Raw genomic sequence first — 15,271 nt, forward strand, 5'->3', positions numbered from 1 at the left:
ACCCGCCGCGTCCGCAGTACCCGCCTGCATGGCCGAGTAACGACCCGTAGGCGGTACTCATCCGGCCTGCTGCTGCCGCTTCGTAGGGTGTCGCGCAGTATCAGAGCTCAGCCGCCCGGCTGCGGACAGAACGCAGGTCTCCAAGTGCCCCCTTTCCCAATCCCTGGATCGGCTTTGCCCGAAGCGCCGCTTTCGGTGGCGGTCATCGGCGCCGGCTACTGGGGTCCCAACCTCGCCCGCAACTTCAATGCCGGTTCCGACTGGCAGCTCTCAGCCATCTGCGACCTGGACACCGACCGTGCCGCACGGCTTTCCCGGAGCGTGGGCAACGTGCCGGTCACCGGTTCAGTCCAGGAACTGCTGCAGGATCCGGAGCTCGACGCCGTGGCCATAGCGACGCCGGCGCGGACCCACCACGCCCTGGCGACGGCCGCGCTGGCCGCGGGAAAACACGTCCTGGTGGAGAAACCGCTGGCGGATTCGCTGGCCCGCGGCGAACAGATGGTCCAGCAGGCGGAAGCAGCCGGACTGGTGCTGATGGCGGACCACACGTACTGCTACACGCCGGCTGTCCTGAAGATCCGCGAGCTCATAGCCGGAGGCGAGCTCGGCGAAATCCTGTTTATCGATTCGGTGCGCATCAACCTGGGACTTATCCAGCCCGACGTCGACGTCTTCTGGGACCTGGCCCCGCACGACCTGGCGATCCTGGACTTCGTCCTGCCCGGCGGGCTGCAACCGGTCCGTGTCTCGGCACACGGAGCCGATCCGCTGGGCGCCGGCAGCGCCTGCGTCGGACACCTGGTCCTGGAACTGGAATCAGGGGCGATGGCCCACATTCACGTGAACTGGCTCAGCCCCACCAAAATCCGCCAGCTGGTGATTGGCGGCAGCCGCCGCACCCTCGTCTGGGACGACCTCAACCCGCAGCAGCGGCTGAGCGTCTACGACCGCGGCGTCAACCTCTCCCGTGCGGCCGGGGAGGAGGAACGGTCCCAGTCCAATATTTCCTACCGCCTCGGCGACACCTGGTCTCCTGCCCTGCCCGAACACGAGGCGCTCGCGGCGATGGCCACTGAATTCGCCGCCAGCATCCGCACCCGGCGTCCCGCCCTGACCAGCGGAGCAGCCGGTGTGCGGGTCCTGTCAGTGCTCGAAGCCGCCACCCACAGCCAGATGAGCGGTGCTCCCGTCCCGCTCCGCCCCACTCATGAACTGGAATCCGCCTCATGACACACATCCAACCGCTCCGCGGAGCATCTGTCCTCGTCACCGGCGGCGCCGGCACCATCGGCTCGGCCATCGTGGACCAGCTGCTCGACGCCGGGGCCGGAGAGATCCGGGTCCTGGACAACCTGGTGCGCGGACGCCGCGCCAACCTTGCCGATGCGCTGGCCGATTCACGGGTGCGCCTGTATGAGGCAGACATCCGGGACCGGGACGCGGTGAACGACCTGACCCGGGGCACCGACTTCGTCTTCCACCAGGCTGCCATCCGCATCACCCAGTGCGCCGAGGACCCCAGGCTGGCCCTGGAAGTGCTGGCGGACGGAACCTTCAACGTGCTCGAGGCAGCGGCGGCGCACGGCGCGGCACGCGTCATCGCCGCTTCCAGCGCCTCGGTGTACGGCCTGGCCGAGGAGTTCCCGACGCGTGAGAACCACCACCTGCACAGCAACGACACGTTCTACGGGGCTGCGAAGGCCTTCAACGAAGGAATGCTCCGCAGCTTCTACGCCATGTACGGGCTGGCCTACACCGGACTGCGCTACTTCAACGTCTACGGGCCCCGGATGGACGTTCACGGCCTCTACACGGAGGTTTTGGTTCGATGGATGGAACGAATCGCCGACGGGCGTCCGCCGCTGATTTTCGGCGACGGAGCCCAGACCATGGACTTCATCTACACCACTGACATAGCCCGGGCGAACCTGCTGGCCGCAGTCCAGGACACCCCGGCGGGGATCTACAACATTGCCAGCGGGACCGAAACCAGCCTGCTGGAGCTGGCACGGGCCCTGCTGGTGGTGATGAACTCAGACCTCGACGTCGAGTTCGGCCCGGAACGGACGGTCAACGGCGTGAGCCGGAGGCTGGCCGATACCTCTGCGGCTGCGGCGGACCTGGGTTTCAAAGCGGAAGTTCCCCTCCACAAGGGCCTGACGGAGCTGGTCCAGTGGTGGCTTCCGCTGCGCTCGGAGATCGCAGCCGGACGCGGGAGCGCCGGAGCATGAGCCGGATCAACGTGATGAAGCCGTGGCTGGGGGAAGAGGAAGCCGCAGCGCTCAGCGAGGTCATAGCCTCCGGGTGGATTGCGCAGGGGCCGCGCACGGCGCAGTTCGAGGCTGCCTTCGCCGAACGGATGGAAACTGGCCATGCCGTGGCCGCCTCAAGCTGCACGACCGCGCTCCACCTGGCGCTGATCGTCGCCGGCGTCAGTCCGGGAGACGACGTCGTAGTTCCTTCCTTTTCCTTTATTGCCACCGCCAACGCACCCACCTACGTCGGTGCCCGGCCGGTGTTTGCCGATGTGGATCCCCGCACCGGCAACCTCACCGCGGAGACGGTCCAGGCCGCCCTGACTCCGGCGACCCGAGCGGTGATCGCCGTCGACCAGGGCGGAGTCCCGGCAGACCTGGCACCGCTGCGTGCACTGTGCGATCCATTGGGCATCACGGTCCTGGAAGACGCTGCCTGCGCCGCCGGCTCCCGGTACGCGGGGCGTCCTGCCGGGGCCGGTGCGGAGATCGCGGCGTGGTCCTTCCACCCCCGGAAGATCCTCACCACCGGGGAAGGGGGAATGCTGACGACGTCGAATCCGGACTGGGCGGCCCGCGCCCGGACACTGCGCGAACACGCCATGAACCTTTCGGCGGCGGAGCGCAGCGCGAGCATCCTTGCCCCGGCGGAGGCCTACACCGAGGTCGGCTACAACTACCGCATGACAGACCTGCAGGCCGCCGTTGGCCTGGTGCAGCTGGAACGGCTCGACGCCGTGGTGCGCCGCAGGCGCGAACTGGCCGCCGGTTACGCCAAGGCCTTCGCGGAAATCGAGTTCCTGCGCCCGGTCGAGGACCCGCCCTGGGGCGAATCAAACTTCCAGTCCTACTGGATCGAGGTGCTGCCCGGATTCGGGACCGACCGCAACGGAGTGCTTGAGGCACTGGCCCGTCAGGAGATTTCAGCACGGCGGGGCATCATGGCAGCCCACCTGGAACCGGCATACCGGAACAGGGACACCGGTACGGCTTCGCTGGAAGCCACCGAGCGGCTGAGCGCCGGCACCCTGATCCTGCCGCTGTTCCACGAAATGACCGAGTCCGAACAGGCCCGGGTCATCGAGACCGTGGCCGCCAGCGGCAGGAAGCCATGACCATGCCCACGCTGCTGCTGCTCGGCGCCGGAGGACTGGCACGGGAAGTGCTGGCCGCGCTCCGCCGGACCCGGTCCTACCGGATTTTCGGGTTCCTTGACGACGACGCAGCCCTGCACTCAACGCTGGTGGACGGAGTCCCGGTCCTGGGCGGCCTGAGCGACGCGGCGAACTACCCCCGCTGCAGTTTCCTGGCCTGCGCCGGATCCGGAGCCGCCCGCGCCGGGATGGTCCAGACCCTGGCGCGCACCGGGGTGGCCGAGGAACGGTTCGCGACCTTCGTGGACCCGGGAGTCCACATGACCGAAGGGTGCACGGTGGGCACCGGGAGCATCCTCCTCGCCGGAACAGTCCTGACGGCAGCCGTTACGGTAGGCCGGCACGTTGCCGTCATGCCCAACTGCACCCTGACGCACGACGACGTCCTGGAGGACTACGCCACGCTCACCTCGGGCGTATGCCTGGGCGGCGGCGTCCGCGTCGGGTCCGGAGCGTACCTGGGTATGGGAGCGACCGTCCGGCAGGGTGTGCGGATTGGTGCGGGGACCGTCGTTGGCATGGGATCGGCAGTCCTGAGGGACCTTCCCGGCGGACAAACCTGGGCGGGTGTTCCCGCCAGGGAACTCCGCCGGGCCGGCACACACCTTACCGCCGCCCTTCCGGGTGCGGAGAGCAGCTGGAAGGATCACCGATGAAAACACCTCCCGCCGTTACGGTGCCGCTGGTGGATCTCGCCGCGCAGCATGCGGAAGTTGATGAGGAGATCCAAGCCGGGCTCAAGGAAGTCTTTGCCGCCACCGCTTTCATCGGCGGCCGCCACGTTGCGGCCTTCGAGGATGCCTACGGGCAGTGGCTGGGAACCGCGCACTGCATTGGCGTAGCCAACGGCACGGACGCACTGGAACTTGCGCTGCGGGCCTGCGGTGTGGAGCCGGGGACGGAAGTGATCCTGCCGGCCAATACCTTCATTGCCACCGCGGAGGCAGTGAGCCGCGCCGGAGCCCTGCCGGTGCTCGCGGACGTCGATCCGGAGCACCTGCTTCTGGACTCCGCCAGCGCGGCCTCGGCAGCCGGACCCAAAACCCGTGCCCTGATGCCCGTGCATCTGTTCGGCCAGACCGCACCGGTGGAGGAACTGGCCTTCACCGCGCGGCGGTTTGGCGCCGCGATCGTGGAAGACGCCGCGCAGGCCCAGGGCGCCGAACGGTTCGGCCGGAAGGCGGGCACCCTGGGCGACGCCGCGGGAACCAGTTTCTATCCCGGAAAGAACCTCGGCGCCGCCGGGGACGCCGGGGCGGTCCTCACGGAGGACGCTGACACTGCGGACCGGGTACGGCTGCTTGCGGACCACGGCAGCCGGGTCAAGTACCGGCATGAAGCGGCCGGCATGAACTCCCGGCTGGATGCCGTGCAGGCCGTTGTGCTCAGTGCCAAGCTCAAACGGCTCGCCGCATGGAACCAGCGGCGCCGGGACGCCGCGGCGGCCTACGGGGAACTGCTCGCCGGGATTCCGGGGCTGGTGCTGCCCGCCAGCGCGGAAGGCAACACGGACGTCTGGCACATCTATGCCGTGCGGGTGCCGGCAGGGGAGCGGAAGCGGATTCTGCAGTTCCTTACGGACGCGGGCATCGGCGCTGGAATCCATTACCCGGTGCCGGTGCACCTAACCGGTGCCTATGCACACCTTGGCTACGGGCCCGGCGACTTCCCGGTCAGCGAAGACGCTGCTGAGCGGCTGCTGTCACTGCCGCTGCATCCGCACCTAAGCCGGGAACAGCAGGAATACGTCGCTGAAAAGCTGGCGGAGGCGCTGCGGTGACAGCACCCCCGGAGTCAGCCGGGCTGGAGGGCATTGGGGCGCGTGCCGCCCGCGGCGCCCTCTGGAGCGGTGCCAATGCCCTGATGATGAAGCTGGCTGGAATCGCCGTCATGGTGGTGGTGGTTCGCCTGGTGACTCCGCACGAGTTCGGGGTGTTCGCCGCTGCTCTGGTGGTCCACGCGATCGTCTCATCCTTCGGCGAGCTTGGGCTCTCCTCGTGTGTTGCCCGGCGGGACCTCGACCCCGAACGGGTGGCCTCGACGGTCGCCCTGCTGGCCATCGCCAGTTCCTTCGTCCTGGCCGGGGGCATGGCGCTGGCAGCAGATCCGCTGGCCCGGCTGCTGGGTGCCCCGGAGGCAGCCGCACCGATCCGCGTGCTGGCGATCGCCGTCGTCCTGGGCGGTGTCTTCACCGTTCCCGGTGCGCTGCTGGTGCGTGAATTCCGGCAGGGCAAGGTGTTCCTGGCCTCCGCTGTCGCCTTTGTGCCGGGGAACCTGGTCCTGGTTCTGCTGGCACTGCAGGGCGACGGCGCCATGGCCTTCGCCTGGTCCCGCGTCGTGAGCCAGCTGGTGAGCGGGATAGTCATGGCCCTGAGTGTGGACAGGACCTACTGGCCCCTGCTCCGCCGGGCAGAAGTGGGGCCGGTACTGCGCTTTGGCCTGCCGCTGGCGGGTGCAAACCTGCTGGGCTACAGCCTGCTCAACGCTGACTACGCAATTATCGGCGCCTTCCTGGGCCCGGTGGAGCTTGGCATCTACACGCTGGCCTTCACAGTGGCGTCCTGGTCCACCTCGGTCATGAGCTCCACGATCAATTCAGTTGCCATGCCGGCGTTCTCCGCGCTGGGTGCCGGGTCCGCGGAACTACGGGCATTCCTGGCGCGGACTTCCCGGCTGGTGGCGCTGATCGCTTTCCCGGTCACGGCGCTGACGCTGGTGCTCGCCGGGGAACTGGTGGCGGTGCTCTACGGCGGAACCTGGGCGCCGGCTGCTCCGGTCCTGCGGGTCCTGGCCCTGTACGGCGGAGTCTTTGCGCTTTCGCTGCTGCTCTCGAACCTGCTGGTTGGGCAGGGCCGGGCGGGTGCCGTCTTCGGCGTGCAGGCCGTCTGGCTGGTCCTGCTGATTCCGGCAGTAGGGCTCAGCCTGGGGCCGTTCGGGCTGACCGGCGCCGCGTGGGTACACGTCGCCGTGATCGTTGCCGTGATCATGCCGCTGTATCTGCGCGCCGTCCGCGGATCGGTTCCGGCTCCGGGCCGGCTCCTGCTGCGGGCCGCGGCAGGCCCGGCGGGAGCCGCCGCGGCAGCCGCTGCGCTGGCCCTGGCAGCAGTTTCCTTCGCCGGCGGGGACCTGGGCAGGCTGCTGCTGGGAGGCTTCGCCGGCTGCGTGGGCTATCTCGCGTTCAGTGCGCCCATGCTCCGCCGGGTGCTGCCGGCCCGGGCCGGCGGCTCCGCCGGAAAGCTGCTGGCAGCTTACGACCGATTTGAACGTCCGCTGCTGGCAAGGCTGCGGCCCGTCAGGGAGGGGATCCGATGATCCACCCGAGCCAGGAGAAGCCCCGGCTTCTGTTCTTCCGCTGGGCCAAACCAGGGCTTCCCGGATTCCTGAACCGGCACCTGGATGAACATGTCCAGACGCTGGAGCACTTCTTCGAGGTCCGGGTCATCGACCGGGACTGTGACTACGAGGCCGAGTGCGACGCCTTTGAACCGGCCCTCAGCATCTTCGAATCGGGCGTCTACGCGGGAGAACGCAGCATCCGCAACACCTCCAGCCACCCGGAGGTCCCCAAACTCGGCTTCCTCCACTCGGACCCCTACGACCTGGCCCGCGCGGTCTTCCTCTCGGATATGGACCGGTGGGGCGTTGACCAGTTCTTCACCACCTCAGTGGCTATGGCCGAGTACACCCCGGAAATCGCTGACCGGCTTTTCGTCTGGCCCAACTCTGTGGACCCCGCCGTTTTCCATCCCTACCCGGTGGAGAAAAACATCCCGGTCCTCTTTACCGGGAGCCAGGAGCGCCACTATCCGTGGCGCAACGCCGTCGGGCGGGTCCTGTCCCGCAGCTTCGCGACTATGACCATGCCGCACTACGGATGGGGCAAGGCCGGCGGCCGCACGGTCTTTGGGCAGGATTATGCCCGGCTGCTCAGTGCCAGCATTTTCGTACCCGCGTGCGGAAGTATGTCGCGTGACCTGGTGCGCAAGCACCTGGAGATTCCAGCTGCCGGCGCCTGCCTGGTCGCGGAGGACACCCCGGCGCTCGCAGCATTCGGATTCAAAGACATGCAGAACTGTGTACTGGGCGAGGCTGGGGAGATCGCCGGGAAACTGGACGCATTGCTGTCCGATCCCGAACAGCTGAAAAACATCACCGCGGCGGGACACGATCTGGTGCACGGAAACCATGTACAGTCCCGCCGGAACCAGGTCCTGCAGTGGCTGCAGCTCCAGGCAACCCGTAGCCCGGGCGAACGCATTGTCCAGGCCGGACCAGCCGGCAGTCTCTTCCTGGCTCCGGCCGGGAACGTGCCTGCCCCTTTCCGGACCGGCGGACGGGACCGGGAAAACCTAGCGGCAGGCTGGCAGCTGCTGGCGGACAGGGACACCGAGGGCGCCCGCCGCGAGTTCCTGAAATGCCTGAACTTCTACTTCATTCCGGAAGCCGTGGTCGGTGCGGCGTGGACGGAACTGGCTGCAGGCGACGCCGAGGCGGCCCGGGACTGGACCACCCAGGCGCTGGTGGACACGTTTACCGACCGGTCCGCGCCGGACCCGGACCCGGTGCTGTGGGCAACCCATCTGCGGGCGCTGCTGTGTTCGGGGGAACGGCAGCAGGCGTTAGCCGGGGCGCTGCGCTTTCCCGAACTGCGGCACCGCGAACTGGACCGGATGCGATGCAGGCTGGGCGTGCCGGTGCCGGCGCCCGGGACTGCCCGCCCTTCGGTCTGCCCGGTGCCGGACCATCCCGGGGAAAGCTGGGATGCCGGGATCCAGCGCCAGCTGGAGGCCTGCGGCCAGTCCCCGGAGGGCCTGCACCTTGCCGTCCGGGGAAGCGCAGCGGCCGGGATGCCGCCGCCCTCAGGCCTGCGTCCGCGTTCATACACAGTGCCGAAGCTGCGGGCAGCGGAGCATGTGCTTAGCCGTGCCCGCCGGCGTGCACTGCGCCGTCTCCGCTGGCGGCTCCGCACCGGAGCGGTGAAGCGGCTGCGGATCGGGCTGTCCCCGCTGAAGCAGCGGCTGGTAACAGACGAATTTTCCCGAATCCTCACGGACGCCGTGCGCCGGGAGGGACTTGACGGTGCGGTGCTGTTTGGGGAACCGTCCTCCTCGCCGCTGCAGCGGGCGCTGGAGCGCGGCCTCGCGCTGAACCCGTCCCTTCCACCTCTCGTTGTTGCGGAGCCCGGCGCACAGAACGGTCCGGAGAACCTGGACCCGGCACGGACCGCTGCCTTCGTATCCGACGCGGAAGCGGCGACGGGGGCAGCGGACTTCCTCTCCGGCTGCGCCCTGGTGGTTTTGGCCAACACCGTTTCGCCAGGCGGATACCGGGTGTTTTCCGGGCTGGCTTCCGGGAACCGGCTGGTCCTGCTGGCCCACGACCCGGTCCGGGGGACAGCACTGCTGGGCAGTACCGGACGGGTCCGCGGCCGCCCCGGCGGCGCTGAGGTGTATCCGGCACGGCGCACGGAAGGGAGCCTCCCATGAGCAGCAAAGGCACTCTGGTGTGGATGGCCGGCACCCGTTGGGACAACCTGGACGGAACAGAGAAGCGGCTCGCTGCTGCGCTGGCCCAGTACCGGGAAGTCCTGTGGGTCGATCCGCCGGCGCCGGTTTTTGGCGGCACGGCCCGCGGACTGCGTCCCCGGACAGATGAGCCGGCACCGCAGCTCTCCCGGCTGATAGTCCCGGTCCCGCCGGGAGCCTGGCGGCCGGTGCTGGACACCGTTTCGGGCTGGCTGCTGCATCGGGCGGTGCGCTCCGCGGCCGGGAAGCGGAAAGCACCCGGCGCCGTCGTCGCGGCGGGACCGCTGACGCGGTTTCCGCGCCTGGCAACCGGCGTGAAGGTCTATTTCGTCACGGACGACTGGCTTTCCGGGGCCGCGCTCATGGGGCTCTCCGAAGCACGGATCAGGCGCTGCATGCTCCGAAACCTTGAAGAGGCGGACCTCGTGGCAGCGGTCAGCGAAGACCTGGCCGGCCGGCTGCGGCAGCTCCGGCCGGATACCGCCGTGCTTCACCTTCCCAACGGCTGTGTGCCCTCGGCCGCCCCGGCGGATGGGGACGCCGCCGGGGAACGGCACGGCGCCGTGCTGCTGGGGCAGCTGAACGAACGCCTCGATCTCGACATCCTGGATGCCGTCGCGGCAGCGGGCATTCCGCTGGCGCTCGTTGGCCCGCGCACGGAGCGGGACCCCGCTGTCCGGGCCCGGCTGGATGCGCTGCTGCAGAACAGGAGCGTGGCGTGGGAGGGGGAAATCCCTGCTGAGGCGGTTCCGTCCCGGCTCTCCGCCGCCGGGGCAGGCATCACGCCGTATGCGGAGACGGACTTCAACCGGTCCAGTTTCCCGTTGAAGACTCTGGACTACCTCTCCGCCGGGTTGCCGGTCGTCTCGACCGACCTGCCGGCAGCACGCTGGCTCGGCACCGGACACGTGCTCCGTACCGGCACTCCGGCTGAATTCACGGACGCCCTCCGGCGGGTCCTGTCCGAAGCACCGGATTCCGCGAAGACCCGGGAGCGCCAGCAGTTTGCGCGCGGACACTCCTGGGATGCCCGCGCGCGCACCCTGCTGGACGCCGTCGAAGCGGCAGCCCCGGCCTGGACCGGCGACCACTTCCTGATTACCCGGTTCAACCTGCCTACACCTGGGCCGGAATCCCTGGTGCGGGCACGCGAAGGCTGGCTTCGCGAACGGGCCGGACTGTTCGAAACCTACTGCCTGCCCTCGGTGGCGGCACAATCAAGCTCCCGGTTCCGCTGGCTGGTCTATTTCGATCCCGAAAGCCCGGCGTGGCTGCGCGAACGTATCCGCGAGTGGTCCGCAGACGGACTCTTCACCCCCGTTTACCGGACCGCAGTGGACCGGGCCGATCTGCTGGCTGACCTGCGCAGCCTGGTTCCCCTGCCGTCACCTGAGCTGATGACCACCAACCTGGACAACGACGACGGCGTGGCCACGGACTTTGTGGAGCGGCTGCAGCACGCTGCCGCCCGGGTGCGGGGGAGGACGGCGCTGTACCTGCCGAACGGACTGATCCTCGCCGGGCCCGGGCTGTTCGCGCGCCGGGACAGGACCAACGCTTTCTGCAGCGTGGCCGAACCCTGGCCTGATGCGGTTACGTGCTGGGCCGACTGGCACACGATGCTGGGCCGCAGCATGCCGGTCCGGGAAGTAGAGGGGCCGCCGGGCTGGCTGCAGGTAGTGCACGGGGGAAATGTCAGTAACCGGGTGCGTGGACACCGGGTTTCCCCTGCAGGCCACCTGCAGCGTTTTCCCGGCCTGATTGCCGGTGCACAGCCGCCTACCGCGGCACAGCGGGTGAGGGACACCCTGGTTGAGACGCCGCGGCGGACGCTCGGTTCCGGGCTGCGGACTGCGGCAAAGACCGTGCTGCTGCGGGTTGCGGGCAAGGAAGGCCTGGACCGGGTCAAGGAACACCTCGGCGCCCGGCGGAGTGCCTCAGGAGGGGGGACGCCGTGACTACACCTCAGAGCCTGGCGGTGCTGGTGCGGCGCTGGTACCTGGTCCTTTCCGGCATCCTCTTCACCGCGGTTCTTTGCTGGGGAGCGGTCCAGGTAGTGCCGCCGTCCTACGACGCCCAGGGCAGCATGGTCCTGATGCCTCCGCCTGCGGCAGTGGGGGACGAAGGAAATCCTTATCTGCAGCTGGGCGGGATGAGCGAAGCGCTGGATGTGCTGGTCCGCCAGGCCAGCGCCCCGGCGGTCCGGGACCGGGTACTGGAGGATTATCCCTCGGCGACCTACACGATCGAGCCGGACCGCAGCACCAGCGGTTCAATCGTGGTGGTGCAGGCGACGGCCGAAACGGAAGCTGAGTCCCTGACCGTCCTGGACCGGGCGTTGGAAACCCTCCCTGCCGTGCTGACCCGGATGCAGGATGAACTGGCGGTCATTCCGGTACAGCGGATCGACATCATGCCCGTGGTAGTGGATGACGAAGCGGCGCTGAACTCGAAACAGACCCTGCAGGTACTGGCTGTTGCCGCCGTCGCCGGGCTGGCCGGGACGTTCCTGCTCACGGGGCTGGCCGACGGGCTGCTGCTCTCGCGCCGAAACAGGATGGAAAACACTGCGGCAGACCCGGCGAGCGGGGCTGCCGGACCCGACCCGGCCGCTGCTCCCCATGTACCGGCGCACGCAGGCGGACGAACCGCAGCGGCGGTCACCGCAAAGCGGAAGCAGACCAGGGCCGGCACTCCGGGAAAGAGTCCGGCAAGGGCATCGGCCAGGCAGGCCCCGGCTGATACCGTCCCGGGGGAAGACGCCAGGGCCCGGTGACTCCAGCCCAGCTTTTGAGAGTCCTCCGGCGCCGCTGGTATGTGCTGCTGGCTGGCCTTTGCTGTACGGCATTCGCGTTCCTGACGCTAACCCAGTCCGCGACGGTCTATGCCACGCAGGCGGATCTGGTCTTCATGGAACCAGCTGTTCCCGGGCAAAGCCGGACCCTTACCGGGACAGAGCCCCAAACCCTCATAGATTTCACAGCGATCGTGGAGCGGACGTACCTGGCTGGAACGAAATCGGCCAAACTCGCCTCGCCCACTGCGTCCCTGTTCGGCACCGGAATCCGCCGCGGAACGTCCGTGGGCATGCTGGATACCGGAGGGCAGTGGCTGTCGTCCTTCAACCGTCCGGTGCTTTCGGTACAGTCTGCCGGTCCCAGCCCCGGGGAAGTGGCGGCGGAAATCGATCGGGTGCATGCGGAGGTTCGCGCGGTGAGCGATGAACTGCAGCTTAAGGCGGGCGCACGGCCGGATTCACTGATCATCGTTGAGCGCGCACCGGAGGACCTCATTATCAGCTCCTTTGGAAAGACACGCATGGGGGAGGCCAAAGCTCTGGTGGTTCTTACGCTGACCGGGTTCGGCCTGTCCTGCGCCGCGGCAGCTGGAAGCGACGTTCTGCTGGCCCGCCGCACGCAGGCACACGGCAGGCACCGGAGTCCAGGACCGAAGCAGCTGCCGGAACCGGCCGGGAGGATCCCGTGACAGCGCCGGGACCCCGGAACCCGTACGCCCTCCGGCGACCCCCTCATGCTCCGGCGGCCGGCGACGTCGTTTCCTTCCTGACCGTCTATCTGATTCTTACGCTGGCCGTTCCGTCCTACCTGACTCTCAGCGCGCTGGGGTCCATGGGCAGGCCCTCCACGCTGTGGGCACTGCTGGGACTTTTCTGGTGGTTCTTTGAGCGGCTGCGGCGAACCACCAGGCTGAACGCGGGATCACGGGCCGTGCGGTGGATCCTGCTCCTGTTCCTGGCGGCTGTCCTGGTGAGCTACGCGGTCTCGAATCTTCAGGGAATACCGCCCAGCGAATCCTCCCCGGCGGACAGCGGCATGCTGCGGGTGGCCGGCTGGGTGGGCATTGCCCTGCTGGCCAACGACGGGATCAGCAGCCCCGGGCGCTGGCTGACGCTGGTCCGGCGGCTAACCCTGATCAGCGGCCTGGCGGGCCTGCTGGGACTCGCCCAGTTCCTGGCCGGACAGAGCCTGCTGGAATGGTTGTCCATTCCGGGTTTCAGCGCCGACGGCGGTCACGAGGTTTCCAGCCGGGGCGATTTCATCCGGCCTTCCGGAACTGCAACGCAGCCGCTGGAATACGCCGTCGTGCTGTCAATGGCGCTGCCCCTGGCGCTGACGCTGGCACTGACAGACAAGGACCGCAGTCCGGCGGCGCGCTGGTTGCCGGCGGCGGCGCTGGCGCTGGCATGCCTTATGTCCGGCTCGCGCTCCGCGTTTATCGGAGCAGCGGTGGGCGTGCTGGTGCTGATCCCCACCTGGCCCTCCGCCGTGCGGATCAGGGTGCTCGGTGCCCTCACCGTGATGCTTGGACTGGTGTACGTGAGCGTTCCCGGCATTGCGGGAACCATCCGCGGGATGTTCCAGACCCTCGGCAACGATTCAAGTTCCCTGTCCCGGACCGAGAGCTATGTTGTCGCGGCGGAGATTGCGTCCAGGAATCTGTTCTTCGGCCGTGGTTTTGGCACCTTCCTGCCCAACTACCGGATCTTCGACAACGGTTATCTGACGGCCCTGGTGGAAGTAGGGCTCGCGGGCCTGGCGCTGCTGGTCCTGCTCCTGGCCAGCGGAGTCTGGGCAGCCCTGTCCACGGCGTACTCCCTGGCTCCGCCGAGGAGCCTGGCGCGGGCGCTGGGCACGGGGCTGGCCGCAGCGATACTGGCCGGGGCGGTGCTGCTGTCCTTTTTCGACGGCCTGAACTTCCCCATTTCAGCAGCACTGCTGTTCCTGGCGGCGGGGCTGGCCGGCGCCTACCGTGGCCTGGCCCGAGCTCATCCGGGGTTCCCCGAGCCCGGTTTGGGAATGTTCCAGCCGGGTATGGCGGGGCCCGGTGTCCCCGGGCCGGCGGGCCGGCTGCCCGGCAAACCGTCGCCTTCCGGGGAACAGTAATGCGTGCCCGCTCCCGCGCCGGAACCCGGGTGCTTCCCTGCGTACTGGCGGCCGCCGCTGCCCTGGCCGGATGCAGCGGTGCCGCCGAACCCGCGCCGGCACCCCCGTCCGAACCGGGGCTCGCCCTGCCCCGCATCCCGTGGGAAGGCGGGCCGGATTACTGGAGCAGATTCTCCAACGCCGAAGCGGCCGGGTGGTCAGAGCCGGGGTTCTTTCCCATCGTCGCCTGGCACAACGGCATCAGCACCGATGCCGAGGTGCAGTATGACAAGTCCCTGGGCATCAACACCTACATCGGAGTGTCCCGGGAGACACCGTTCAGCCTCTTCGAAGACAACAACGTGTTCTGGATCGGCGACCGGATCAACGACTCCTTCGACCCCGCGAGCCCCAACTGGGTGGGCACGTTCCTGGATGACGAGGTGGATGGCCGTTTCAGCCCGCCGGACGGCCTGCGCCAGCTGGAGAGGAGGGCAGCGCAGGCCCCGCCGGGCACCTTCCGGATGGCGAACTTCACCCAGATGATCATCAGCAATGACTTTCCCGCCGAGGACGCCGAGGCGCTCGTGAACGGGCCCACGGACGTAGTCTCCCTGGACATGTACTGGTACACGGTTCCGCACTGTTCCCAGGACCCCTACCGCAGCCCCTACCTGGTGGAGATCAGCAGGCAGGCCTGCCGGACGGCTTCCAGCTACGGCCATGCCGTCGAGGCCCTGCGGCTGCGCGACGCCGCTGACGGGGAACTGCAGCAGCTCTGGCACTTCGTGGAGAACCTGAATGGGGGACCCATAGAGGGGACGTACTCGGGGTATGTGGAACCGGGACAGGTGCAGGGAGCCGTCATGAGCGCGGTCATCAATGAAGCCCGGGGAATCCTCTACTTCAACCAGAGCTTTTCCGGGGACTGCCAGAGCTCCAACGTCTTCAGGGCTGCCCAAATGGACCCGGGTTTCTGCGGCACGGCGCAGGTGCAGGCAGTTGCGGAAGTGAACCGCCGCATCCACGAGCTGGCGCCGGTGATCAATACGCAGTCGTACGGGTACTCATTCGGTCCCGGGCTGGACACCATGCTCAAGGTCCACGACGGACACGCCTACGTGTTCGCGATGCTTGAGGGCGGTACCGAAGCCGGCAGGCGGACGTTCTTCCTGCCCCCGGGCGTTGCAGCAGAAGATGCTGAGGTGCTTTTTGAGGACCGTTTCCTGGCTGTAGGGAGCGATGGAACGTTCGAGGATGCCTTTGACCGCGAATACTCGTTCCACATCTACCGGCTCCCGCTGGCGGGCTAAACCGGATTACCCGTCTAAGGTGCCTCTGCGCCGGACGCGGGCCAGCGAAAGTCCGGCCGGCCGGGGGAGGAATACACGCATGCGCCGGTAGCCGCCACTCGCATACATCGCAGCCCGGACTCCTACCGTGGGGAACCT

Annotated in this window: 12 protein-coding genes; all 12 read left to right on the top strand. The window is 68.2% G+C overall.

The window, feature by feature from the left end:
- The first annotated feature begins 174 nt into the window (after positions 1 to 174).
- Genes NGB94_RS12350 through NGB94_RS12405 form a run of 12 tightly spaced genes read left to right on the top strand, consistent with a single transcriptional unit; the run spans position 175 to position 15,133 of the window.
- Complete coding sequence (locus NGB94_RS12350) at positions 175 to 1,233, top strand: Gfo/Idh/MocA family oxidoreductase (RefSeq protein WP_325790940.1); 1,059 nt, start codon at positions 175 to 177, stop codon at positions 1,231 to 1,233.
- A gap of 5 nt (positions 1,234 to 1,238) precedes the next feature.
- Positions 1,239 to 2,234: an NAD-dependent epimerase/dehydratase family protein gene (locus tag NGB94_RS12355; protein ID WP_325791037.1), complete on the top strand. Its 996-nt coding sequence runs from the start codon at positions 1,239 to 1,241 to the stop codon at positions 2,232 to 2,234.
- Positions 2,231 to 3,373: a DegT/DnrJ/EryC1/StrS family aminotransferase gene (locus tag NGB94_RS12360; protein WP_325790941.1), complete on the top strand. Its 1,143-nt coding sequence runs from the start codon at positions 2,231 to 2,233 to the stop codon at positions 3,371 to 3,373. Before NGB94_RS12355 ends, NGB94_RS12360 begins: the two co-directional genes overlap by 4 nt.
- A complete protein-coding gene (locus NGB94_RS12365; RefSeq protein WP_325790942.1) occupies positions 3,370 to 4,068 on the top strand; it encodes an acetyltransferase in 699 nt (232 codons plus the stop codon). Before NGB94_RS12360 ends, NGB94_RS12365 begins: the two co-directional genes overlap by 4 nt.
- Positions 4,065 to 5,192 (top strand): DegT/DnrJ/EryC1/StrS family aminotransferase, encoded by a 1,128-nt coding sequence (locus tag NGB94_RS12370; RefSeq protein ID WP_325790943.1) that lies wholly within the window; start codon positions 4,065 to 4,067, stop codon positions 5,190 to 5,192. Before NGB94_RS12365 ends, NGB94_RS12370 begins: the two co-directional genes overlap by 4 nt.
- On the top strand, positions 5,189 to 6,724 hold the full coding sequence (locus NGB94_RS12375) for an oligosaccharide flippase family protein (protein WP_325790945.1): 1,536 nt from the start codon (positions 5,189 to 5,191) through the stop codon (positions 6,722 to 6,724). Before NGB94_RS12370 ends, NGB94_RS12375 begins: the two co-directional genes overlap by 4 nt.
- Positions 6,721 to 8,898: a glycosyltransferase gene (locus NGB94_RS12380; RefSeq protein ID WP_325790946.1), complete on the top strand. Its 2,178-nt coding sequence runs from the start codon at positions 6,721 to 6,723 to the stop codon at positions 8,896 to 8,898. Before NGB94_RS12375 ends, NGB94_RS12380 begins: the two co-directional genes overlap by 4 nt.
- A complete protein-coding gene (locus NGB94_RS12385) occupies positions 8,895 to 10,895 on the top strand; it encodes a glycosyltransferase (protein WP_325790947.1) in 2,001 nt (666 codons plus the stop codon). The genes NGB94_RS12380 and NGB94_RS12385 overlap by 4 nt, the downstream gene beginning before the upstream one ends.
- Entirely contained in the window at positions 10,892 to 11,713 is an 822-nt protein-coding gene (locus NGB94_RS12390; RefSeq protein ID WP_325790948.1) for a hypothetical protein, read from the top strand. The genes NGB94_RS12385 and NGB94_RS12390 overlap by 4 nt, the downstream gene beginning before the upstream one ends.
- Positions 11,710 to 12,423, top strand: coding sequence for a hypothetical protein (locus NGB94_RS12395; RefSeq protein WP_325790949.1), 714 nt, complete (start codon positions 11,710 to 11,712; stop codon positions 12,421 to 12,423). Before NGB94_RS12390 ends, NGB94_RS12395 begins: the two co-directional genes overlap by 4 nt.
- Complete coding sequence (locus tag NGB94_RS12400) at positions 12,420 to 13,841, top strand: O-antigen ligase family protein (protein WP_325790950.1); 1,422 nt, start codon at positions 12,420 to 12,422, stop codon at positions 13,839 to 13,841. Before NGB94_RS12395 ends, NGB94_RS12400 begins: the two co-directional genes overlap by 4 nt.
- Complete coding sequence (locus NGB94_RS12405) at positions 13,841 to 15,133, top strand: hypothetical protein (protein ID WP_325790951.1); 1,293 nt, start codon at positions 13,841 to 13,843, stop codon at positions 15,131 to 15,133. Before NGB94_RS12400 ends, NGB94_RS12405 begins: the two co-directional genes overlap by 1 nt.
- The last annotated feature ends 138 nt before the right edge of the window (positions 15,134 to 15,271 follow it).

The organism is Arthrobacter koreensis, assembly GCF_035792275.1.
Taxonomy (GTDB): domain Bacteria; phylum Actinomycetota; class Actinomycetes; order Actinomycetales; family Micrococcaceae; genus Arthrobacter_B; species Arthrobacter_B koreensis_A.

What these genes read in the sequence shown, in the direction of transcription:
- NGB94_RS12360 (WP_325790941.1), top strand. Translation starts at nt 2,231, where the DNA reads ATGAGCCGGATCAACGTGATGAAGCCGTGGCTGGGGGAAGAGGAAGCC.
- NGB94_RS12365 (WP_325790942.1), top strand. Translation starts at nt 3,370, where the DNA reads ATGACCATGCCCACGCTGCTGCTGCTCGGCGCCGGAGGACTGGCACGG.
- NGB94_RS12370 (WP_325790943.1), top strand. Translation starts at nt 4,065, where the DNA reads ATGAAAACACCTCCCGCCGTTACGGTGCCGCTGGTGGATCTCGCCGCG.
- NGB94_RS12380 (WP_325790946.1), top strand. Translation starts at nt 6,721, where the DNA reads ATGATCCACCCGAGCCAGGAGAAGCCCCGGCTTCTGTTCTTCCGCTGG.
- NGB94_RS12385 (WP_325790947.1), top strand. Translation starts at nt 8,895, where the DNA reads ATGAGCAGCAAAGGCACTCTGGTGTGGATGGCCGGCACCCGTTGGGAC.
- NGB94_RS12405 (WP_325790951.1), top strand. Translation starts at nt 13,841, where the DNA reads ATGCGTGCCCGCTCCCGCGCCGGAACCCGGGTGCTTCCCTGCGTACTG.